We start from the raw sequence: 23,276 nt of genomic DNA, 5'->3' as shown, positions 1-23,276 counted from the left end.
TTATTCTACAATACCAATAATATCATCTGCCTTTAAGATGACATACTCTTCATCTTCTAGTTTGATATCTTGGCCTGAATATTTCTCCATAATAATGATATCGCCTATATTTACAGGGATAGGGATCAACTGCCCCTTTTTATCTTTTTTACCAGTACCAATGGCTACAACCTTGGCTTGCTCTTGCTTTTTCTTTGCGCTGTCCGGCAAAATGATGCCACCTTTCAACTTTTCTTCCTGCTCAAGACGACGAACAAGCACTCTGTTACCTAGAGGCTTAAATTTGATGTTCAAGTTTTGTTTTTCTTTTGTTTGTGTCTGTTCCATAAAAACTCCCTACTTTGCAAGATTTAAATACATGTTCCAGAGGATAGAAGCCTCACTATATTTTAAGAGATTAAATTTTCGCAAGCTAAATTTAGCAATCAACAACAGAAAGTGCTAAAAACCTCTAACTTTTGTTTTTGGTAGTTTTTTTAGCTACGCTCTTTTTTTTGCCTAGCAAAGAAGCTAATTCTTTTACCAGCTCTTGAAATTTATGAATGGCTGATTCAACAGGTGCAGCCGAGCGCATATCTACTCCAGCTTTTTTTAATAACTCGATCGGATACTGACTAGAGCCGCTCTTTAAAAAAGATAGATAAGCATCACGTTCTTTTTTACCTCCCTGTGAAACTTTTTCTGAGAGGGCTAAAGCGGCACTAATGCCTGTAGCATATTGATAAACATAAAAATTATAGTAAAAATGAGGAATCCTTGCCCATTCGTACTCTATTAAGCGATCGATTGTGGCAGGACCAAAATAATTCACATTAAGCTTGAAGAATTGCTCTTTAAGCATTTTTGGGGTAAGAGGTATATTCTTTTCGGCTCTTTCATGAATAAAAAGTTCAAATTCAGCGAACATGGTTTGACGGAATAATGTAGCACGAATATCTTCAATCTGCTGATTAAGCAAAAATATTTTCTCTTCTTTAGATTGAGCTTTTTTAAGCAGATAACGCATTAATAAGTCTTCATTAAATGTAGAAGCTACCTCTGCTAAGAAAATGGGATAATCGGCATATTGATAAGGCTGATTTTTACGACTTAGGTAGCTATGCATGCTATGGCCTGCTTCATGCGCAAGCGTGAAAACATCTCTTACAAGCCCCTTATAATTCATCAAAATATAAGGCATACTATCGTAGCAACCACTTGAGTAGGCTCCAGAGCGCTTATTTATGTTTTCATATCGATCTACCCATCGTTCCTCTATAAGCCCCCTTTTTAAAATATTTTGATATTCTGTTCCTAAAGGTGCAACCGATTCTATTACAGCCTCTTCTGCTTCTTCGTAACTCATCTTTATATCTACGTGGCTAGCTAAAGGAACATACATATCATACAAATGAAGAGGGCCTATGTTTAAAAATTCTTCCCGCAAGCGGATGTAGTGATGAAGAACATCTACATTTGCATTGACGGCAGAGATCAAGGAATGATAAACCTCTACGTCGATGTTTTTCGGCAGAAGTGAAGCCTCCAAACATGATTGGAAATTGTGGGCCCGAGCATTAAAAATATGAGCTTGCACATTTCCATTTAATAATTCACACATAGTATTCTCATGCTGCATATATTTGCTATGCATCTGCTCAAAAGCATTTTTCCGCAAAGTGCGATCTTGCTCCCGTATGAATACTCCATAGGAAGATTGCGTCAATTCATGCTTTTTTCCTTGGCTATCGCTCACTTTTTCAAATTTAAAATCTGCATCATTGATAGCAGAAAAAGCTTTAACTCCTGTAGACAGTGCTTCCCCTGACAAGGCTACTAGCTCTTCCTTTTCTGCTGATAAAGTATATTTTTTCAGTCGAACAATTTTTTCTAGGTAAAAACGATAGCTTTTTAAAATCTCAGCTGCTCTTAACTTTTTTAACTCTGCACCCGGTAAAGCAAGAAGTTCAGGCTCAAACCAGGCGCTTTCCTGGTTAAAAGCATGATGTAAATGAGTAATTTTAGCCAAAGCTGCTTTATATTCATCATTAGTAATATCTTCGTCATGACGTAAGTGGGCATAGGTATATAGCTTAGAGAGCTTTCTAGAAATGTCAAAGAGCACTTCCAATGCTTTTTCAAGAGTTTTAGCATCTTTTCCCAGCTTGCCTCTAAAGCGAGCTAGCTGAGGCCAATGAGGAGATTTATCCATTTCAGCTACGGAGATGAAATCTTTTTGCCAATCGGCTAAAGAATGATAAAGAGATTCTACATTCCAACAGTCCTTTTTAGCTACTTGTGAACGTTTTTTGAGCATATTGTACCTTTTGTAATGAAAGGCTTGAATATACCTATTCACGAATTGTATGTACAGCATGACGGGAAGCAATCATAAGGAGGAGGAAAGTAGATATAAGAAGAAGTAACGAAATAAGCTTCAGCGTTACCTAACTTAATGGGATTTTAAAGCCACCCTTATCACTGATTGATAATTCTAGGAATTAAATCAATCTTCTTAGAAAAAAGCCTGGTGGCTTTTTTTCAAAAGGTTTGCTGATCCTATTCATCGCTCATCTTTATTAGCTAAATCAATTGATTAAAACCTCTCCATATTTTGGCAAGAGGGCGCTAATTCTTGCATTCTCTAAGAGAATAAGCAATTTAAACCTTGCGAAGATAATTATTAACCCTATAAACATATCCTTTTAATATTGAAGATTTTAAATTTGTGATGTATACATTTCTTTTTTTTAAAAAAGAGAAGACATATGCCAGGAAGATTTGAAGGACTTACAGACACCCAATGGAGAATCTTACAACTGCTTTTGCCGCAAAATCATCCAAAAAATTAAAAGAGAAAACCTTATACTCTCTGCAGAAAAATTTGTAACAGCTTATTTTGGATTTTGATTAAAGGGTCACGTTGTTGTGATTTTCCTAAAGGACCAAATTGGGGATCAAGAGCTGCTACTCATCGGTGTCTAGGTAAATGACAAGAAGATGGAACTTTAAATAGCTTGCTATCGGCATTAAGGGAATGCGCGGACAAGAATAATTAATTTGGAAAGGCTAGCCATTGGATGTAAAGCTACTTATATGAAAGCTGCATGTGCATAGGATTGAAAATAATAGGAAATATTCCATTTGCTACCTACGCAAGAATCCTGATTATTTAAAAAATTGTCAGCCACTTTGTCACTTAAAAAGATATTTATTTAAATGACAAAGTGTTTATCAACCCTTATTCTTTTAAAGGGGGTAAAATAAGACTTTAAAAAACATCTCTTTCACTTCCCAGGTTAAATGCTTTATTTAAGAGCATATTCCATACTATTGTTAGCTAACTGCGTTAAAGCAAAAGGTGAAGCATTTTCTGGATTAAGATTCCGTATGCTGTCGAATCTAGCACGATTATTTCCTAGATTGAATCCTAGTAGCCCATACATAGAAAGCAATAGCATATATTCAACACCACTTGAAACAGCCACATCAGAATTTAAAAGCATAAATTTTGTATGAAGAAAGAGATACAAGAATAAAATTCCATAACTATTAACGTTTAACTCAAAATCAAGTTGATTGATGAGTCGATTATCCCACTTTAGCTGGCTAATTAAGAGTTCGACAGCTTTGCTTGTTACATATCCACCTGCAGAAGTTAAACCAAGTGTAAGCATGGCTGAACCTGTATGCCAATCATTTGTCATGATGCAAGCAATTGTAAAAGCTAAAAGTGCCAGCGATAGAACACCTGTTTTAACATACTCTGTTTTTCGAGCAGTGATTTCTAAACGACTTGCGCCTGTTTTGCTATCTAATCTTTCATAATCTCTTTCTTGCAAAACGCGGGTAACTGCCCCTAAACAACCTAAAGTACTATAGGAAAGAGTAGCGTTAAAGGGAAATAGAATGCCTGGTAAAACTTTGCCTACTGTATCAAGCGTCCTTCTTCCAATACTCAGAAGTCTATTTTTGAGTGTCTTGGGATGATCCTCAATTTCGCGTAAATACTCTTTATATTTATAGCGGTTTTCTATCATCCAATCGTGAGCCTTTAAGCCATATCTACAGATGAAATTAGCTGCTGTATAACTTAAAGTTAAAATTCCTGCATGAAAATCCACGTGAAGAATCTTTTTAGAATTTTCTGGCATTTGCTGACTAGCAATGATAAGTGCCGATCCAAAAGAAGCTAGAGCTAAATAGTGGACGGTTAAAGCCCATTTATTGGCTTTTCCTCCCAACATAAGCTGCCTTTTACGATTTTCTACTGCCCAAGGGTATTCATTTTTAGGAAGCTTTCTGGGCTTGTTTAAAATATTATGAGCTACAAAGAAAGCCATGGAAGCGTAGGTGATCACACGTATACTCGTTTTCATGTGGTAGGCATCATTGGAAGAAATACCTAAAGCTTCACAAATGTCGTCCAAATTAAGGTAGAGATTGGTAAAGGCAAATAAGCCTTCCGCTGCAAGACTGGCAAAAAAAGGATTTACCCATTGAGCGACTTTCTTGGGTGTACAGTAATGTGAATAAAGACGTACGGTAGCTCCCAATCCAGCAGCACTTAAGACTTCTACAGGGGAGTTGCCCCAGGTTGTAGCATTTAATGCAGTCAATGTGGTGGAGCTGATAAGCAGAAAAGGGAGAGTCGTCTGCCATGTTAATTTACACATGCTAGGCAGCTTAGTCACTTTAGGCCGCTTAATGGCTTTTTTCTTTATCGGACGAGAAGAAGCACGCCCTACAGAAATTTCTTCATCCGAAGAAGAAAAACGTTCTACCTCACTATTGATAGCAGGAGGATTGGGAGACAAAAAATCTTCTGTCTCACTCCCTCCTTCCAATGAAGTATAAGGATAAGTAGCTCTTTCGGCATCATTGCTCTCCAAGTCAGAATCAAAATGATTTTCAAGGGACCTATGCCTATAATGATTAATAAATGAACTGATGCTCATAAATATATAAACCTAATTTTTAAATATTATTGAAATTATCCATGTTGTCAGAAGAGATTATAATTAGCAGAATGTCTTTATCTTTTAACCTTAAAAAACCTTTAGCCAAGTTTTTTTAAACATCTAGCTTTTTGCTCTCACCCCTTTTTATGAACTTCAGGAAAGAGAGAAAAATTTGGCTCTATTACATGCTAAGATTCCTATTTCCCTCTTTGCAAAGCATAGAAACAAACAACACCTTGCCAGAAGCGATGTATATATGTTTAAACTTCTTAAGACCTTTAAATAGATCAGGCAAAAAAAACTTACAAACTTAAAATACCATCCGGCCATCTCGCTTTAAAGCTTATTCCTCCAGGTATTCTTAAAGCTTTAAAATAAAAATTACAAGTAAAAAAAGTTACATAACACTCTAGTTAAATATAAAAAGCTTAGATTTAAACAAATATGTAAAAGAACCTTTAACTCATTTATTTATTGATTAGATAAGAACAGAGTTTTTGTTTTTTATTTAGGGTTAAACGAAGAAAAAGAGTGGCAAATTTTTGTAAGCCCTGGCGAAAAAACATTTTCTCAATGAGAATTCCTATATTCCATGCAATTATTAGCGGCCTGCGCTAGTGCAAAGCTTGAAGCATTTTCGGGATTTAAATTGTGCACACTACCAAATCTTGCACGATTATTTCCTAAGTTAAATCCTAGCAATCCATACATAGAAAGTAATAGCGCATATTTAAAACCACTCGATACATCTACATCAGAATTTAGAAGCATAAACTTGGTATGGAGAAAAAGATATAAGAACAAGATCCCGTAGCTATTGACGTTTAATTCAAAATCAAGTTGATTGATCACTCGATTGTCCAAATTTCGCTGGCTAATTAAGAGTTCAACAGCCTTACTTGATAAGTATCCTCCCACAGAAGTTAAACCAAGCGTAAGCATTGCTGAACCCGTATGCCAATCATTGGTCATCATGCATGCGATTGTAAAAGCTAAAAGCGCGATAGACAAAATGCCTGTCTTAACATATTCAGCCTTTCTAGCTGTAATTTCTAAACGTGTAACTCTCGTGTAACTATGCAACCTTTCATAACTTCTCTCTTGAAGAACGCGTGTAGCGGCTCCTAGACATCCAAGAGCACCATAAGAAAGAGAGGCATTAAAGGGAAATAAAAATCCTGGCAAAACTCCACTAAAAGTTTCAAGAGTTCTTCTTGCAAGGATCAAAATTCTATTCTTAAGTGCTGTAGGTTCTCTGTCAAGACCTTGAAAATATCCTCGGTAGAACCTATTATTTTCTAACGACCAATCATGAGCCTTTAAGCCACACCTAAAAATGAAATTGGCTGCCGTATAACTCAAAGTTAAAATGCCTGCATCAAAATCTAAATGAAGAATTTTTCTAGAATTCTCAGGCATTTGTTGGCTAGTCACGATGAGAGTTGCTCCCAAGGAAAGCAAAGCTAAATAATGAACAGCCAAAGCCACTTTATTAGCTGATCCTCCTAAAATAAGAAGCCTAGTACGTAGATCAGAATCCTGAGAAGGTAATTCCTTAGGTTTTGCTAAAATATTATGGGTGACAAAAAAAGCAGTGGAAGCATAGGTGATCGATCGAACAAGAGTTTTAAGGATATTTTCATAATAGCCGGGCAATAATCTTCCCTCTTGGCTCATATCATCCAAATTAAGGTAGAAATTGGTCAGTGCAAATAAACCTTCTGCCGCTACACTGGCGAAAAAAGGAGGGGCCCATTGCGCAATCTTTCCAGAAGAGCAATAGTGTGAATAGATACGTAAAGTAGCTCCTAATCCGGCGGCACTCAGCATCTCAACTTGCCGATTATCCCATTTTGCTGCATTTGCACCTATAATGCCGGCAGACAATCCATACAGTAAAGGTAAGGCTGTTGTCCAGGTCGATTTGCAGCTGTTTGCAAAATCATTCTCTCTTAAAGGAGCAATGCCCTCATTTGCCCTTTCAGATTCACTCTCATTTTCTTCATTAGAAATTTGATGGGAGGGATTGCCAAGAACCTGATTTAAGCTTCCAGCCTCCAGCCTTCTGTAGGGTTGGACACTATCCTCATCGCTACCCTCTTCGAATAAAAGATCATCATTTATACGTGCGAAAGATCGCTCACTACAATAATTGCCAATCCGTGAAATAATGCCCATCAATCTAGCAGCCTAATTTTTATTTGTTGTAACTATTTTTAATGGATGCAAAGTAAAGTTCTTATCTTCTCAATTCTAGTATTGATCTTTAGAAAAATAATAAAGCTATTCGTTAAACAGTCTCATCCGCATTTTTATCCTCCTCTACCTCTTGGTCTCCATCAGGCCCAGGGCCAAAATTAATGGCATAAAGATTTTGCCGCTTCTCCTCCTCTACCTCTTGCCCCTGATCGCCTGTAGGTCCAGGGCCAAAATGGATGGCATGTAAGCGATTGCTAATCTTTAATCCTACACCTAACATTGGCGCTAGACTTAAGCCAGCTATCCCGAGAAAAAAACATATAGACTTTAACATCACCTTACTCCTTTAAACTTGTTCTTAATCTCTTTTTTAATGGCTAACAACTAAAAATACTATTAAAAATTTATTTAAAAATTCTTTTTAAACATAAAATATTCATGGCTAAACGAATATGCTAAAATAATTTTTAATTTTTTTTATGAAGGTTCTTAAAACTTTTAATTGCCTTTCTCGTAGAATATGAAGACAAAAAAAGAAACGATAATTTTTTGATTCAAGTGCTTAATTAGGAAAGCATTATAATAAAGCAGTCCCTTAAGAAAAAAATTTTATTGCAGAATATTAAATTAGGGCGTATCCCTTTTTGGGAGGCAGGGAATATTTTTAATTAAATTAAGGGTAGCTTGAAAAGCTTAAAGTGATGGCATGACAATCAAGCTAATTGTAAAACAAGGTTAAAGGACATGGCCAAACTTACGAATAATAAGAGATATACAGGAATTTTTGTCGTACAAAACGATCGAGGTTTACATACGAGACCTTCAACGGAAATTGTCAAATGCGCTACAAGCTTTAGATCAGAAGTCCATCTCATTTACCAAAAAAGTTATGTGAATGCTAAGTCTTTACTAGGTATTCTTATGTTGGCCGCTACTAAAGGCTCTAAAATTCAAATAGAAGCCGAAGGCGAAGATGCCGAAGAGGCTGTTGCTAGCCTAATTGCCTTAGCTAAAAACAATTTCAATATTAAATATTGATTGAACCAACGTTCATTCTTCCTCGATCGCCAAAGTCTTTTCCAAGACTTCGCGCGTACAAAAGACAGGAGCATTATTCATTAATGCAAGAGTTATACAATCGCTGGGCCTAGCATCAATCTCTACAATGTGACGTCGTCCCCCTGCATCTTGTTCTAAAAATAGGCGTGCAAAATATGTGGTATCCTGGATGTCATTGATAACAACTTGTTTAATTCTAATTTCATACCCGCGGAAAATATAACTAATAAGATCATGAGTAAGAGGCCTAGCTTTCTCTGCACCTGTCAAAAAAATTTGGAGATTACGGCCAATAGCAGGATCAGTATAGATAGCAAATTTTTTTCCCTGCCCTTTCAAGACTACTACCGTATAAGAGCGAGTTTGCATGATTTTATCAAAGGAAAGCTGAATAAGTTCGGAAAGCATAAATAATAAATCCTGAGTAAAAGAGGAGATCTCCTCGTTGATCTAAAAATTAACCGTTATTAACCTTAAGCTGTAAATCTATTTAGTTGATATTCTAAAGATTTTCTCTTTTATCTGTCTTTCCTTTCTTCTGGAAAAAGGCTTACTATCCTTTCCTCCAATGATTTACCGGTGCAAGGAAAAAAAATTTAAATTCCACAAAAGGATTTAAAATCCTAAAATTTCGACTATTTTAATTCTGTAAAAATTTTCACTTCCCCATCATTATAGCCAACAATAATCCTTCCCGCTAGGCGAATAAAAAGGCCAGATTCTACCACACCTACAATTTCGCTCAGTCGCTGATGCAATTGCTCAGCTTTTTCTAACTTTTCTTTGAAATAAATATCGTAAATATAATTTCCATTATCCGTGCAATACAACTTTTTTTCATCATGGGTCCTTAGTTTACCTTGATAACCTAGCTGTTCAATACGATAAATAGTTGCAGGATAAGCGAAGGGAACAATTTCAACGGGTAAAGGAACTTGCCCGAGCTTTTTAACAAGTTTAGCTTGATCCACAATAATGATCGCTTCCTTACTCATGCTAGCTACAATTTTTTCTCTTAGTAGCGCTCCGCCACCACCTTTAATCATTGTTTTGTCAGGATCAATTTCATCAGCTCCATCCACCGTTAGATCAATAGAAAAAAGAGTATTGATATCAATTAAAGGAATGCCTTTTTCTAATGCTAACTTTTGAGATTGAGAGGAAGTAGCCACGGCTTGAATTTTAAGGCCCTCCTTATATCGTTGAGCAAGCTTTTCAATAAAAAAACTTGTAGTGGAACCAGTACCTAATCCTACTGTCATTCCGTTTTCAACCAAATTTGCCGCCGCATAGCCGGCCGATTTTTTAGCAATTTGCTGGCCGATAAAACTATTATCTGACATTATAATCTCTTTTAAAGTTTATTCGCATTATTAGTAGGCCTATGATTACATTACAAGAACTTTGTGTTTACTTAGATAAACTTTTAGAGCCCAGCTCCATCAAGGATTATGGCTTGAATGGCTTACAAGTCGAAGGAAAAAAAGAAATTTTAAAATTAGCTACAGCCGTATCGGCAAATTTGGAAACTCTTCAAGCGGCGGTTCACTGGAAAGCAGATGCTTTACTTGTACACCATGGCCTATTTTGGAATCAGGATAGCTATCAAATTCAAGGAATAAAAAAAGCTAAACTAGCTTTGCTTTGCCAGCATAATCTTTCTCTAATCGCCTATCACCTCCCCTTAGACATTCATCCTGAATGGGGCAACAACTGGAGGGCTGCATTAGAAATGGGGTGGGATAATCTTCAACCCTTTGGTCTAGCTAACGGTCTATATTTAGGAGTTAAGGGCCGTTTGAAAAAAATGAGTCGTCTAGATTTTCAAAAAAAGCTGGAAGATTATTATGCCCATGTTGCTCATATAGCTCCTGGAGGGAAGGAAGAAATTGAAACTGTAGGTCTAGTAGCGGGAGGCGGTTATAAATTCTTATCCTACGCTGCGGATGAAAAATTAGACGCCTTCGTCTCAGGCAATTTTGATGAACCAGCCTGGAGCCAAGCCTATGAGGAAAAGATTAATTTTTTTGCTATGGGACATTCTGCTACTGAAAGAATTGGGCCTAGAGCTTTAGCTGCTCATTTGCACGAAAAGTTTCAGATGGAATGCAGGTTTATAGACATCTATAATCCTTTTTAAGAGAACCAAGCTTAATATAAAAAACTATTTTATTTGTGTCTAAAGGGAGATTTACAAGAGCCCTTTATCAGCTTCAAATGTCCTATCTTTCTTCATCCGTATGCTTTAATTTTTTAGTCGCTTCTTAAGGGTAAGCTCACTTGATGAGTTTAAGGTAACTCACACAACCGGCACGAGAGGATTAAGATATTCTGGATTTGCTTTTAGCTAACAGAGCAATTTTCTCTTATCTACTTATCTCCTTTTACGGCTATTTAAGCGATGGGTCGGAAATCTTACACCTTTTCATCTTTATCTTTCTCCTTTAGGCCCGATCTCTTTTTATCTTAATCTGTTTTGTCGATATCTCTCCTCTACCCTTTTACAAATAGCTGGCTAGCTCTTTGCTCGCTATCCTTTCTCTTTTTAAGCTAAATAATTTATGAGGAGGATTTATTTAGCTTTACATAATGGGAAATGGAGAGTAAGAAAAATTATCCTCATTATAAAACATCTTGCTATGCAGGAATAAATTTTTTCATACACTCATCTAGTTCATTGACAGAAAAATACTTAAAATTCAAAATAGCATCCATTCTCACCCTTTTTAAGGACTTACATGCCCAGCTTAATAGAAACTCTAGCTGAACGTGGCTTTATTGAAGCTTGCACAAGTGATGAGCTGAAAGATATATTAACACAGCCTACAAAAGTTTATTGCGGATTTGATCCTACTGCCGATAGCTTACATTTAGGCCACTTGATCTGCATGATGGGGCTTGCCTGGTTTCAACGCTTTGGACATACTCCCTTCGTTATATTAGGAGGAGCAACAGGCATGATTGGCGATCCTTCAGGTAAAATTTCTGAGCGACAAATCTTAGATGAAGAGACATTACTAAAAAATCTTATAGGTATTCGTAAAAATTTTGAAAAAATCCTTGATACTCATGGTCGTCCTAATGCAACGGTTTTTTTAAACAATTATGATTGGTTCAAAAATTTTTCGTTTGTAAGTTTCTTGCGCCAGATAGGTAAGTATTTTAGAATGGGCCCCATGCTTTCTAAAGATTCTGTTAAAGGACGTATGACTTCGGAAGAAGGCATGAGCTTTACAGAATTTGCCTATCAAGCCTTACAAGGATACGATTTTCTTCATTTATTTCAGAATTATGGGGTAAAAGTGCAAATAGGTGGAAGTGACCAATGGGGCAATATTACAGCAGGAACAGAGCTCATTCGAAAAGCACTTGGTCAATCCTCTTATGGCTTAACCTTTCCTCTATTAACCCGTAGTGATGGACAAAAATTTGGAAAATCTGAAAAAGGAGCCATCTGGCTTTCAGCAGATAAGCTTTCTCCTTATGAGTTTTATCAATATTTAGTACGTGTTTCTGATGTCGATGTCATTAAAATGATGCGCATGTTGACCTTTATGGATATGGAGGAAATTAGAAAATATCAAGAGCAAATGCAGCAACCCGATTACGTACCCAATACTGCTCAAAAACGCTTAGCAAAGGAAGTTACGCGTATCGTTCATGGAGAAGAAAATCTTAAAATAGCTTTAGGAGTTACCGAAGCGGCAGCCCCAGGAGCAAAAGCTAATTTGGATGCTCCCACACTTGAATTAATGGCGCAGAATATGCCCTCTCGTATCCTTAATAACAAGACGGTAATCAATGCTAAATTGCTTGAACTGATATGCCAAGTAGGACTTTTGCCTAGTAAGAGTGAAGCAAGGCGCTTGGCTCGAAATGGAGGAATATATTTAAATAACAATAAAGTTGAAGATGAGAACTATATCATACAACCTGATGACTTAATAGCAAATCACCTGATGTTGTTAGCCGTTGGTAAAAAGAATAAGATATTAATAAGTATTGAAAATTAACATTTTCCTAGACGAACAGCTCTATCCTCAAAAATATAATGCCTAAAGTAAAGAATCTTCTTGAAACGAAAAGTTGATTGATTATCATAAGGTTTAAATATTTTTAGCTGCGTTCTACAGTTTTTCCAAGAAAGCAAGGTTAGGAAAAATAAAAAAGCTTGCTAGTAAATAAAGTAAATACAAAAAATAGCCCATAAACTCATCGCATATTCAATTAAGGAGTTCTAAAATTATGACAACTATGACCAAGAAAAGTACTATGACAAAAAAGAAATTGATCAATTCGATTTCTCAAGATAAAGGGATACATCCTAATGATGTACGCCATGTCATACAATCTTTTCTAGATAAAATGACTGAATGCCTCTCAGATGGGGATCGCCTTGAATTTCGTGATTTTGGTGTCTTTGAAGTGGTCGAACGAAAGCAAAAAATCGGTCGTAATCCTAAAAAAGCCGAGGAACCTATTGTTATTCCTGCACGCAATGCTGTTAAGTTTACTCCTGGTAAGAAAATGCGTAAACTCATTGAACGGCCTCGTTCTATCTAATCATCCAATCGTTTAAGGATATAGGATAAGGAATAGAGGATTGTACATCCTTAATTCCATCCTTATCCCCTTATGGTGAGTCTTTAAAATATAGATAGCTAAGCATCTGTTTTCCAGTCCCTTTAACAGGGGATAAAAATTCATAAGATTTTTATTTCTTTATTGAGTAGAGGGTATAATCTTTTGGAAATAGGGTTTAACTTTTCAGCTGCCTAAGAAGTTTTAGTGGCCAAATTGCGCTTTGTTGTATTATACTTTACCCATAATTAAGCAAAGGCAGTCATTATCATGACCTTACCCAGATTATTAATCATTTCGGCCATTATTCTGTTTAGCATCATTGGCGTGGCAGCTTTATTCAAAAATAAGTCTCCTCACGCAAATTTTATTATTGAGCCCGCTACCTCTCATCCTCCCATTGAAATTGAGATAAAAAGCAATTCTTTTTCCAACTCTGCTCTTCCCTCTCTTTCTCAAACACCATCTTCTCCTCTTCCTACACCCTCCCTAAAAGCTAAGGATAAAGAATTATCCGGTAAAGATTCTGATGACCAGCTTAACTCTTCTGAGAAGGTATTAGAATTAAAAGCACAGCTCCCTGAAGAAAACAGAGTGCTGGAATTTTTTAATACCACCAGTCCTAAATTTCCTATTGTAGAGACCATCACTTATAAAAGCCGCGTCAATTGGCAAAAAGGCAGGCCTGCCTGGCTATCGGATTATGCGAATTACTATAAAACTTCGCGTCATTTTATCGCTCGCAGTCTCAATGGAAAGCCTGATTATCTTAAACAAGATATAAGCGAAGGTGCACGCTTCAATATTTTACATCCTCATAAAATGATTCATTTTCATCTTTTGATTGACTTATCGCGCTGCCAGATGTGGTTCTACTATTATGATATAAATGCTAAGGAAAAAGTATTAGTTAAAACATATCGAGTAGGATTAGGGCGTTTGGATCCTTCCACAAACTCCGGCTTATTGACTCCTATTGGAATATATTCTTTAGGTCCGCGAGTAGCCGTCTATACCCCTAAGATAATGGGGATCCATCAAGGCGCAAAAGTAGAAATGATACGCATATTTGGGACACGCTGGATTCCTTTTGAAAAAGAACTTCACGGAACAACGGCACCAGCTAAGGGCTTGGGTATCCATGGCATGCCGTGGCTAATAAAAAATGGCACATTAGTTGAAGATACCAATAGTCTAGGTAAATATGAAAGCGATGGCTGTATCCGTATGGCTGCTGAAGATATAGAAGAGCTTTATTCCATCATTATTTCTCGTCCTGCCACTATTGAACTTACAAAAGATTTTTTTAAGGCCGAAAATAACATGCAAACGATCATTGAGATTGCCAACAAGTAGTGTCAAATTAAGTTCCTTTTTTCTATACTTTGTTCGAATAAATTTGAAAAAATCCTGTAACTAGGGAGCGACTGTTTGGACATTTTACCACACGAAAGACAGATTCAAGAATATGTTAAAACTATAGAGCATCTTAAAAAGCAAAATAATGATAATCCGATTTTCAACACAGAAATTAAAAAACTTGAGCAGAAACTAGAAAAGCTTAAAGAGAAAATATATGCCGAGCTAACTCCCTGGCAGCGCGTTCAGATCTGCCGCCACCCTTCCCGCCCTCAATCTAGCGACTATATAAAAAACATATGTCAGAATTTTTATGAACTTTGTGGAGACCGCACCTATGGAGATGATCCTTCAATTATAGGGGGATTAGCTAAAATCGGCCCTATGAAATGTATGGTGATGGGCCAGGAAAAAGGCTGCGATACGGAAAGTAGAGTCCATAGGAACTTTGGGATGCTAAACCCTGAGGGCTTTAGAAAAGCCTTAAGGCTTATGCAACTAGCTGAAAAATTTAACCTTCCTATCGTAACATTTTTAGACACACCTGGCGCTTATGCTGGCTTAGAGGCTGAGGAAAGAGGACAAGGATGGGCAATCGCTTTAAATATACGCACGATGGCACGTATAAATACGCCCATTATTGTTACTATTATAGGTGAAGGTTGCTCAGGAGGCGCATTAGGCATGGGAGTAGGCGACGTGGTAGGCATGATGGAACATGCTTATTATTCTGTAATTTCTCCAGAAGCATGTGCTTCCATTTTATGGAAAGATGCAAAGAAAAATACGGAAGCTGCTAGTATTCTTAAATTAAATGCTGAAGATATGCTGCCTTTAAATATTATCGACGCCATCATTAATGAGCCCTTGGGAGGAGCGCATCACGATCCGCAAAAAGCTTATATGCATATGCAGCAATTCATTTTAGAGCAATGGCAAACACTTCGCCACATTCCCAAAGACATTTTACTTGAACAACGTTATCTTAAATTTCGTAAAATGGGCCAGTTCACTAGCCATGCTAACAGATAGACTAGCCTCAACCTACACCCCTAATAAAAAGATAGAAGCAAAAGAAAGGAAGAGGAGTGTTTTTAGGGGCTCATTTCTTAACAATAAGAAAATATTCCTTAATTTATAGCCTTTAACCTCTCATTGGTTTTCATTTTTTTATATCGCGTGTAGCCCTAACACAATATCTTGGATTTTAGGTTTAATATTAACATGATAAAAATTTTTAAAATTTCTTTTGATAAACATGTGCATACTACCCTCATCGTGTTTATTATATTAGCAATGTTATTACTCACGGTGGCCTCGCAGTTAGAAATATTGGCCTTAGGAATAATTACTAAGAAAGGGCCAGACATATTTGAGCTTTTCGCCCCCTTAAAAGAGGGCTCTTTGCAAAAAGTTGATAAAATAAGCTTAGCAGAGGTGCATCAACGCTTCGAGCAGCTAGATAGCAATCATAAAGGCTATATTACATCTGCCGAAATCGACCATTTTATGGCTAAGCTTAAAAATAAAAATCTTCTGGAAGAAGCTACGCGCCGTATCAATCATATATTGCCTATTAAAGAAAATCTATCCAGTCTTGCTTTATTTTTAGTATTTGTTGCTTTTTTTAAAGCCCTTACACTGTTTGCTCATCGCTTCTCGACACGAGTCTTAGCTATTCGGGTGAGTAGTAAATTACGACAGCAATATTTTGAACATATTCAAACTCTACCTTTAAAATTTTACCACGATCATCATATTGGCAGCTTATCCGCACGTGTAGTGGGTGATTCCTCAACCATCGCTGAAGCTATCAATGCTTGTCTCGTTAACTACCTTCAAACGCCTTTTACTGTATTAACTACCCTCTTGATGTGCTTTCTCACCTCATGGAAACTATCTTTGATTATATTCATTGGCTTCCCTCTAATTGTATTTCCTATTATTTTTCTAGCCAAACGTGTTAAACGTATCTCAAGACAAATCCAACAAAATCAAGAACGCTTTGCTTCCGTTATAATTGATTTTCTAGCGGGTATTCAAACTGTAAAGCTGTTTGGGATGGAAGAGTTTTCGTTAAAAAAATACAAAGATCAAAATCAGAAAATGGCTGCACTTGAAAAAAAAAGTGCTTGTTATGATCTTGCTTCTCGCCCAATTATCCATACCATCGGAATGTTTTTCTTAGCCACTGCTCTTATGTATGGTTTATATGTGCTACACATGAGCATACCTGAAGTGTTATTTTATTGTGGCTTATTATACATATTTTATGAGCCCATTAAAAAATTTGCTGAAGAAAATAGCCATATTCAACGAGGAATCGCCGCTGCTGAACGGATGTGCGAAGTGTTGGATCTAGTTCCCTGCATCCGTGATGTTGATGGGGCAGAAACGATGGCTACATTTGAAGATTCTATTGAATTTGACAATGTGTGGTTTCGTTACGACCAGGATTGGGTTTTAAAAGGATTGAGTTTCAAAGTAGAAAAAGGTACTACGGTAGCCATTGTAGGGCCCACCGGAGCAGGCAAATCTACTATTGTTCATCTTCTTCCTCGCTTATATAACATTCAACAAGGAACGATACGTATTAACAATAAATCAATCACAACTTTTACTCAAAAATCACTTAGAGAACTGATTGCTTTTGTTCCTCAAAAACCCTTTCTTTTCCTCGATACAGTAGCTGAAAATATTTCTTATGGAAAAAATTTATCTATCCAGCAAATTGAAAATGCCGCTAGAAAAGCTTATGCTGAAGAATTTATACTTCAATTACCTAAAGGATACGACACAGAATTAGCTGAAACAGGAAAAAATTTATCAGGCGGCCAGCAACAACGCTTAGCTATAGCGCGGGCTTTAGCCAAAGATGCTCCTATCCTTATTATGGACGAAGCCACCTCCGCTTTAGATGCTAGCAGTGAAATACATATTAAAAATGCAATTCATCAACTACGAGGGCAAGTCACCCAGATCATTATTGCTCATCGCCTCTCTACCATTGAAGACGCTGATAAGATTATCTATCTAGAAAAAGGAGAAAAACTAGCCGAAGGTACTAAAGAGGAATTGCTACAAAATTGCCCAGGCTTTAAAAAAATGTGGGAGCATATGTATCATGCCAACCAAACATCCTAAGGAGGAAATGAGAAAAAAGAAAGCAGTTGTTATTCATTCAGGGGGTATGGATTCTTCTATCTGTTTAGCGCTTGCTATGCAAGAGCTTGGAAAAGATGCAGTCACTAGCCTATCTTTTTACTATGGCCAGCGGCATGCTTCTGAAATTATACAAGCAGAAAAAATTTGCAAAGATTGGAATATAGCGCATGCCACGCTTAACTTAAGCTGCTTAAGTCAAGTTACCGCCAATGCACTAATTAACCCAGCGGTAGCCATCGAGAAAGATCCACCTACTACTCCCAATACGTTAGTAGTAGGCCGAAATGGATTAATGGCTCGCCTAGGAGCCATTTATGCGGATTATCTTGGAGCTTCCTTTATCTATTTAGGGGTGATCGGCGTGGAAGGTAACTATTCAGGATATCGAGATTGTTCTCGAGAATATTTTGACCTTAAGCAGAAAATTTTGCGTATAGATTTAGCCAATCCACACTTTAAAATTTTAACCCCTTTAGTCTCTCTGACTAAAAAGGAAACGTTGGAAATAGCTCATCGATTAGGTATCCTTGAATACCTCTTAAATACAACTATTACCTGCTATGAAGGGATTTCCCAAGCAGGCTGCCAACAATGCCCTGCTTGTAGGCTCCGCAATAAAGGCCTGCAAGAGTTTAAAGAGGCTAATCCAGGCGTCTTACTGAATGTGGAGCCTTAAAGCGCAGTAAATTAAAAAATTTTAACGAGAAGATGGGGCTTTAAACTAAATAAGGCACCTTGTGTTTTATAACCTCAGCTTCACTTAGTAGGCTCCTTTAAGCTAACGCTTTATTCTTTCTTGCTCCAAAGAGTGAACTTTTTTTTTAAAGAGAATAATCTTTATAAAAGAAAGGGGCTTCTTCTTATAAAGACTATATATATCAGCATGGTTAGCACTTAATCCCGACTTTGACAGTTGTTTTATAACTAAATAATTATTAAAGGCTTATATTAAAAAATTCAGGCACAAGATTGAGATTGAAACGTAGTATTTCTTTGAGTAGGTATTCCCAGCACTTTGAAAATTGCTTGAGCATCTTGGCAAAGAAGCGATTGCATGGCACCTTCTCTTTTTGTGGATCTATCCTCAAAAATGGTTGTGTGCACCTGCGCTAATGCATGCCTAATGCGATCGGGAGTAAGATAGACATTATTTTGGCGAAGCAATGACTCTAAAAATCTTTCGAGAAATAAGTTTATAAAACATAACAATAGATGGGCTTTTATTCGAAGAGGAGTCCAATGAAAAATAGGGCGGGTTTTAAGCGTAGATTTAGCCACTCGGAATGCTTCTTCTATGTGCCCCAGATCCTAGTAGCGAGCTAAAATTTGCTCTACACTAATTTCTCAAGCAAAATAGGTAGGCTAATAGGCTCTACCTCCTGGCTTAACTGCTGGAATACGGCCAGCTTTTTATCTTTAGTGTTTTTCATTAGACTTAACTTTGCCCTGTGTTCTTAACTTAAAGGAATATTACATCAAATACGGCCATTTTTCAAGAAAGATGGCCGTATTAATTTAAATACGGCCATCTTGACGTTTGTTCGGTAGCATAACTTTTTGATGGAGACAGCAAACAGCTTGAGCAAATATAAGGGAAAGCAAAAAAGGGCACCATTTGCACTATTTAAAAAAAGGATTTTTTATAATAGAATTTCTCTTTACCTCGTTCATCAAATACCCTTATAAACCTCGTTAGACTCGAGATTTTTTTTAGATTAACCACCCTTCTACTCCATCTATCGAACCCTCCTATTTACCTTGCTTTTAAATGACTTAAGCTAAGTTCAAAAAGGTACATTTTTAATTAAGCTCTTAAAATTTGGAACTTCACTTGAGCAGATTTAAACTTATTAGATAGCCTAATTTTGCATGAACTAAAGGGTGCTTTGTGATAAAATTTTCGTACGCAGACTTTTTCGAGCTTATTTTATTTTTTATTGCATTTCTGTATGGCTTTTTATCGATTGACCTCCTTAAAATCCTAAATTTTTGATAAATTCTATAAATCTTTAAAAAGATTTTCTTAAAGTGATAAATGCTTTTACTGGAAATAACTGGTTAGCGCAGAGATAGGAGCAAAGAGTTAAGGGGGTAAAGATTTTGCAATTCATAAGGTTATAGAAATGTTTTCTTAACAATTTATTAATATTTATTTAAATTAGGATAATAACTATTATTAAAAAGGGGGTAAACAATGAAAATTAATGAAGCCTACAGAGCTGTTTATAAAGCAAGAAACTATTGTGATCATAACCAAAAAAAAAGCTTAACCCAGCAGGAACGTAAGCTACTTTGGATATGTTGTACTACCTTGCAAAACCCTACGAAAAGCACACTTACCCTTCAACAAAGCCATCAGCTTAAATATTTACTAAAACGTTTAGATGCTCTTCCTACTAAGCCTTGTGATACTATGCATCCCTTATGCAGGGTGTTTCTTATCTTTTTAAAAAAGATTGCTAATCTGTGCCATCTTAGAATAAGTCTTAGTAGATTAGAAAACAAACTGGAAGATACTTTCTCTACCTATATGAAAATTGAACCCCATTTGCTAGAAAAATTTATCCATATAAAAGCTGAATTAGATGCTAATGAAGATGAATTGCAAGCTCATAAAATTTTAAAAAGCATTGAATCTTTTTGCTTACTATCTGCCTATTCTTCCCATATTAATAAGGCATTTTTGCAAGGTGAATCCCCTCAAGTACTACGCCGTTTGATTTATGATAAGACGGGCCTTAAGCTTAATAAGCAACCTTTCCATGCAAAAACAATGGAAGCTATCTCAAAGGCTCCCCAGATCCTTTATAAAAAATATTGTTATGCTCATCAGAGGGGAATAACTGATCTTTTTTTTAAAAAAGCATTCAACAAAAAAGATAAAAATTTTCAAACGAAATTAAACCGCCTTCATGCTTTTAAAGTGAAGAAAGAAAAAAAATTAAGGGGAAAAGAGGAACTTATATGGAAAACATTTGAAAAGTTTATTAAAGAAGTGGAAAGGCATACCAAAAGTAATCGTAAAGAAAATAATTTTTACGCTGAATTTGCTACCCGAGCAAAATTTAACGATTATTTAAGGGAAGAACAGTTTATAGGCAAAAAGTACAGCAAGAATAATATAAAAAAGAAAATGACTCAGGAAAAAATGATAAAATTGGAAAAATATTTAGCCGGACTACTAAATATTTGGGAGGGGCAAGTAAATCCTAATATTCCTCTTAAACCTCTTCTAAACAGGCCTAATTTTAATCGTTTTAACCTCTTCAATCCGATTGTTAGACCTCTTAAATTTATACCTATACTTGCTGATAATAAAACTACAGCAACTACTACCCTTCTGCAGGAAAAGATCATAGAAACAAATAAGCTAAATACTGTTTATCAAGAAATGCTGAAAGATCTCGAGCTCCTTCATTATGCTAGCAACCTAAGAACTTATCATCATATCAAACAAACCATTCATGGCTTCTTCAAGATTTACTCCAATCGCTCTCAACTTTGGGATTATTATCTTAAACATTCCTCTTATGATTCTGCAACCTATATACACGATCTAACAGGCGTCTACCTACATACCGAACAGGCTAAAGATACAATAAAATTTTTAATTAAAACTTCTGCTAAATTATTCTTTAACACTTATCAAAAAGCCAAGGCTAATGCTCGTTTAAAGGAATTCTTCAACCAAGCATTTTCATCCTATAATTATTGCTTAGAAGCTCGCTATACATATCTGTGCGATAAATGGGTAGCCGCGGAATCTCAAAGCGCCTGCCTAGAGGAAGAACCTCTAGCAGAAATAATGAAAATTGACCCGCATATCACTAAGGAAAAAAATATTGAAAAACTTGTTGAAATCTTTGAAGATTTGCAAGCAAGGCAATATGCTAAAGATCACGGAATAATAATAAATAAAGCTTGGAACGAGCCTGAGGGGCCTAAGTATCAAAAGGTTTTCAAAGATAATAAGTTCAACAGCTATTACAACGTCCACAACTTCGAACAAGCTTTATTAGTAGAAATGAAAATAGTAGGACAAGAATGTATGAATGGTACGTATACAGAAAAAGAAGTTAAAGAACTTATTCAAAAAATGGTAGACGCCGATATTATTGATTAATAGTATTATTAATAATTTTATTTTCAGCTTTAAAAACGCCTAGTTACTTTTGATTAGCTCTTTTTCCTCTCTGTTCATTTATCGCTTAAATAGCCAAGTGAATGTCCTCAGAAATAGATGTGGCCTCCGCAATTATTAAGAAAAACTTACTGCCCCGTGGCTGCTCTAAGCTTTTAAGGCTATTGGAGTGCTAAGTAGAATCGTTGCTAGGTCTTCTATAATTCTTAATTACCTTAAAGAATTGAGGGTTTACTTTAGACTTGTTGAGTAATTAAATTTCAATTTCATAGTTGTAGATCATCGCCATAAGATTAAAGCGCAAGCCAAGCCTTCTTCTTCTTCGATTTCTGTATCTATCGCTTATGATTTTAAATCTTTTCAAACTCCCAATCACATTTTCGTTTACCACTCTTTCCAAAGATATTGCTTGGTTTTGCTTTTTTTCTTCCTGAGTTAACAGTTTTCTCTTTCTATATTTTTTTGGTAGCCTGGAGTTTCTTTAAAGTTTTTTTATACCTGTATATCCACTATCGCTTATCGCGCAGCGGCTATCAGTCCAATCGGGTCGCCCAAGGGGACTTCTCCCTTAGGCTCCCACAGACACGTACGTGAAACTCTCGCTTCATACGGTTCTTATTGTTCTTCAAGCTTTCCAGCCTTTTCTCCACCCCCATAAGTTCCTCGTATTTCTACTTGACTTATTGAGTTGAATTGAACAATTCCAACCCCTTCGCTCCCTCTTCATTACAAAGACTTCCTCACTACTACGAGTTTGATCTGCCCCTCATACATGCTTCGATATTTCCCACTTTGTGTTCTTCATTTATATGGTTTTCTCTTAACATCATCTATGAGGTTCCCACGTTCTATATAAAAGCCTGGACTAAGTTCACGCTATCTTTATGCCGGACGCCATTTAGGCAGTAAACAGGTTTCCCCTAAATTTATCTTGGAAGGGTTTGCAGCCCCCAGTTTTGACGTCATTTGAGCCAGCTTTCGACACTTGAGCCAATAGTTCACTTTCGTTCGTCTCCTTAGTCCTCACCTGATATGTTTATCATACCTTTTCCTTAACGCTCACTACCTTGGCTTTTGACCAAAGCAGCTTAAGGTGGTTTGAAATCTCTTCCTACAAAGCGACTTCGAGGAGCCATTTTCCCTCATCTTTCATATAGTTACGCACATCTACAATGTGCTCGTGGCACACGCGCACCTTGCTTTCTTTAAACCACTTATAATCATGCTTTTTACCATTGCTAAAGGCCGTACAAATAACTTTCCTACTCTTCTTATCGACTACCACCTGACTTTTTAGGGTATGCCTTTTCTTTTTTCCTGAATAGAGATGCTTCTGCTTGTCGTTGCGATTTCTTATCTTTTTTTTCCTTAGCTCTTCTCCTCTTAGGTCGCTCTACAGATGATTCTGATGCATCTATAAGCACTACTTCGTATTCACTCTCCTTTTCCAGAAGAGCTTTCTTTCCAGGAAGCGAAAATTCTCCACTTTTAATTAATGTGCCTTCCACCCATCTACATGCTCGATAACAACCACTTTCGCTCAATCTATAACTTCTACCCAAATGAAAATAAGTTCGATGCCCTCTTAAATACTCCAACGCCATCAAAAGCTTGTTTTGGATAGTTAGCCCACCTTTTCTTCCTGCTCTTCTGTATCTTCTGTTTTGTGCTTCTACTAAAACCTCGACCATTCTTTCAAATGTTTCACGCTTTACTCCCGTCAGCCTTTTAAATTGTTCGGCAGACAGCACTTTAAGTTCCTCATATTTCCTCATATCTTTCTCCTTAGTTTAAAGGATAAGAATATAGCAAAAATCTAATTAAGCAAGAAG

Annotated in this window: 17 protein-coding genes and 2 pseudogenes; 9 read left to right on the top strand and 10 right to left on the bottom strand. The window is 36.5% G+C overall.

The genetic code is table 11. The features are described from left to right. The 5 genes from groES to DB42_RS06455 form a co-directional block, all read right to left on the bottom strand. Window positions 1-327: a co-chaperone GroES gene (gene groES / locus DB42_RS06475; RefSeq protein WP_042240868.1), complete on the bottom strand. Its 327-nt coding sequence runs from the start codon at window positions 325-327 to the stop codon at window positions 1-3. Window positions 328-451: 124 nt separating this feature from the next. Then, a complete protein-coding gene (gene pepF / locus DB42_RS06470) occupies window positions 452-2,296 on the bottom strand; it encodes an oligoendopeptidase F (RefSeq protein ID WP_044882244.1) in 1,845 nt (614 codons plus the stop codon). 991 nt (window positions 2,297-3,287) lie between these two features. Next, window positions 3,288-4,937 carry a hypothetical protein gene (locus tag DB42_RS06465; protein ID WP_044882243.1) on the bottom strand — a complete coding sequence of 550 codons (1,650 nt, stop codon included), beginning with the start codon at window positions 4,935-4,937 and terminating at the stop codon, window positions 3,288-3,290. A 573-nt stretch (window positions 4,938-5,510) separates the two neighbouring features. Further along, a complete protein-coding gene (locus tag DB42_RS06460; RefSeq protein ID WP_044882242.1) occupies window positions 5,511-7,118 on the bottom strand; it encodes a hypothetical protein in 1,608 nt (535 codons plus the stop codon). A 112-nt stretch (window positions 7,119-7,230) separates the two neighbouring features. Beyond that, a complete protein-coding gene (locus tag DB42_RS06455) occupies window positions 7,231-7,473 on the bottom strand; it encodes a hypothetical protein (RefSeq protein WP_044882241.1) in 243 nt (80 codons plus the stop codon). 410 nt (window positions 7,474-7,883) lie between these two features. On the opposite strand from DB42_RS06455, the gene DB42_RS06450 reads away from it, so the two are divergent. Next, window positions 7,884-8,177 (top strand): HPr family phosphocarrier protein, encoded by a 294-nt coding sequence (locus tag DB42_RS06450; protein WP_044882240.1) that lies wholly within the window; start codon window positions 7,884-7,886, stop codon window positions 8,175-8,177. Window positions 8,178-8,189: 12 nt separating this feature from the next. Here the strand turns inward: DB42_RS06450 and DB42_RS06445 are convergent, their stop codons facing one another. Both DB42_RS06445 and rpiA read right to left on the bottom strand, forming a co-directional pair. Further along, window positions 8,190-8,606 carry a bifunctional nuclease family protein gene (locus DB42_RS06445; RefSeq protein WP_042240881.1) on the bottom strand — a complete coding sequence of 139 codons (417 nt, stop codon included), beginning with the start codon at window positions 8,604-8,606 and terminating at the stop codon, window positions 8,190-8,192. A 227-nt stretch (window positions 8,607-8,833) separates the two neighbouring features. Next, window positions 8,834-9,541, bottom strand: coding sequence for a ribose 5-phosphate isomerase A (gene rpiA / locus DB42_RS06440; protein WP_044882239.1), 708 nt, complete (start codon window positions 9,539-9,541; stop codon window positions 8,834-8,836). 41 nt (window positions 9,542-9,582) lie between these two features. On the opposite strand from rpiA, the gene DB42_RS06435 reads away from it, so the two are divergent. From DB42_RS06435 to queC, 7 genes are all read left to right on the top strand, one after another. Next, window positions 9,583-10,338: a Nif3-like dinuclear metal center hexameric protein gene (locus tag DB42_RS06435; RefSeq protein WP_052436031.1), complete on the top strand. Its 756-nt coding sequence runs from the start codon at window positions 9,583-9,585 to the stop codon at window positions 10,336-10,338. A 598-nt stretch (window positions 10,339-10,936) separates the two neighbouring features. Next, complete coding sequence (gene tyrS / locus DB42_RS06430) at window positions 10,937-12,211, top strand: tyrosine--tRNA ligase (protein ID WP_044882238.1); 1,275 nt, start codon at window positions 10,937-10,939, stop codon at window positions 12,209-12,211. Between the two features lie 232 nt (window positions 12,212-12,443). After that, complete coding sequence (locus DB42_RS06425) at window positions 12,444-12,761, top strand: HU family DNA-binding protein (RefSeq protein ID WP_197725083.1); 318 nt, start codon at window positions 12,444-12,446, stop codon at window positions 12,759-12,761. 288 nt (window positions 12,762-13,049) lie between these two features. After that, on the top strand, window positions 13,050-14,135 hold the full coding sequence (locus DB42_RS06420) for a L,D-transpeptidase (RefSeq protein WP_044882237.1): 1,086 nt from the start codon (window positions 13,050-13,052) through the stop codon (window positions 14,133-14,135). Between the two features lie 75 nt (window positions 14,136-14,210). Next, a complete protein-coding gene (locus tag DB42_RS06415; RefSeq protein ID WP_044882236.1) occupies window positions 14,211-15,170 on the top strand; it encodes an acetyl-CoA carboxylase carboxyltransferase subunit alpha in 960 nt (319 codons plus the stop codon). A 192-nt stretch (window positions 15,171-15,362) separates the two neighbouring features. Beyond that, the gene (locus DB42_RS06410; protein ID WP_044882235.1) at window positions 15,363-17,282 is read left to right on the top strand and encodes an ABC transporter ATP-binding protein; all 1,920 of its coding nucleotides are present in this window, start codon (window positions 15,363-15,365) and stop codon (window positions 17,280-17,282) included. A 7-nt stretch (window positions 17,283-17,289) separates the two neighbouring features. Further along, on the top strand, window positions 17,290-17,979 hold the full coding sequence (queC, locus tag DB42_RS06405) for a 7-cyano-7-deazaguanine synthase QueC (protein ID WP_044882234.1): 690 nt from the start codon (window positions 17,290-17,292) through the stop codon (window positions 17,977-17,979). 281 nt (window positions 17,980-18,260) lie between these two features. Here queC and DB42_RS06400 read toward each other — a convergent pair whose 3' ends face one another. Next, window positions 18,261-18,581 (bottom strand): hypothetical protein, encoded by a 321-nt coding sequence (locus tag DB42_RS06400; RefSeq protein WP_044882233.1) that lies wholly within the window; start codon window positions 18,579-18,581, stop codon window positions 18,261-18,263. Window positions 18,582-19,497: 916 nt separating this feature from the next. On the opposite strand from DB42_RS06400, the gene DB42_RS06395 reads away from it, so the two are divergent. Next, entirely contained in the window at window positions 19,498-21,426 is a 1,929-nt protein-coding gene (locus tag DB42_RS06395) for a hypothetical protein (protein WP_044882232.1), read from the top strand. 271 nt (window positions 21,427-21,697) lie between these two features. On the opposite strand, the pseudogene DB42_RS10910 reads toward DB42_RS06395, so the two are convergent. Together DB42_RS10910 and DB42_RS06390 are read right to left on the bottom strand one after the other, a co-directional pair. Next, window positions 21,698-21,964, bottom strand: a pseudogene (locus tag DB42_RS10910) (transposase family protein); the annotation flags it as partial. Window positions 21,965-22,639: 675 nt separating this feature from the next. Further along, a pseudogene (locus DB42_RS06390) lies at window positions 22,640-23,219 on the bottom strand (transposase family protein); the annotation flags it as partial. Window positions 23,220-23,276: the final 57 nt, after the last annotated feature.

The organism is Neochlamydia sp. EPS4, from assembly GCF_000813665.1.
In the GTDB taxonomy this organism is placed as follows: Bacteria; Chlamydiota; Chlamydiia; order Chlamydiales; family Parachlamydiaceae; genus Neochlamydia.
Note: the sequence above shows the minus strand (reverse complement) of the source record. Positions and strands in the feature narration are given on the sequence as shown.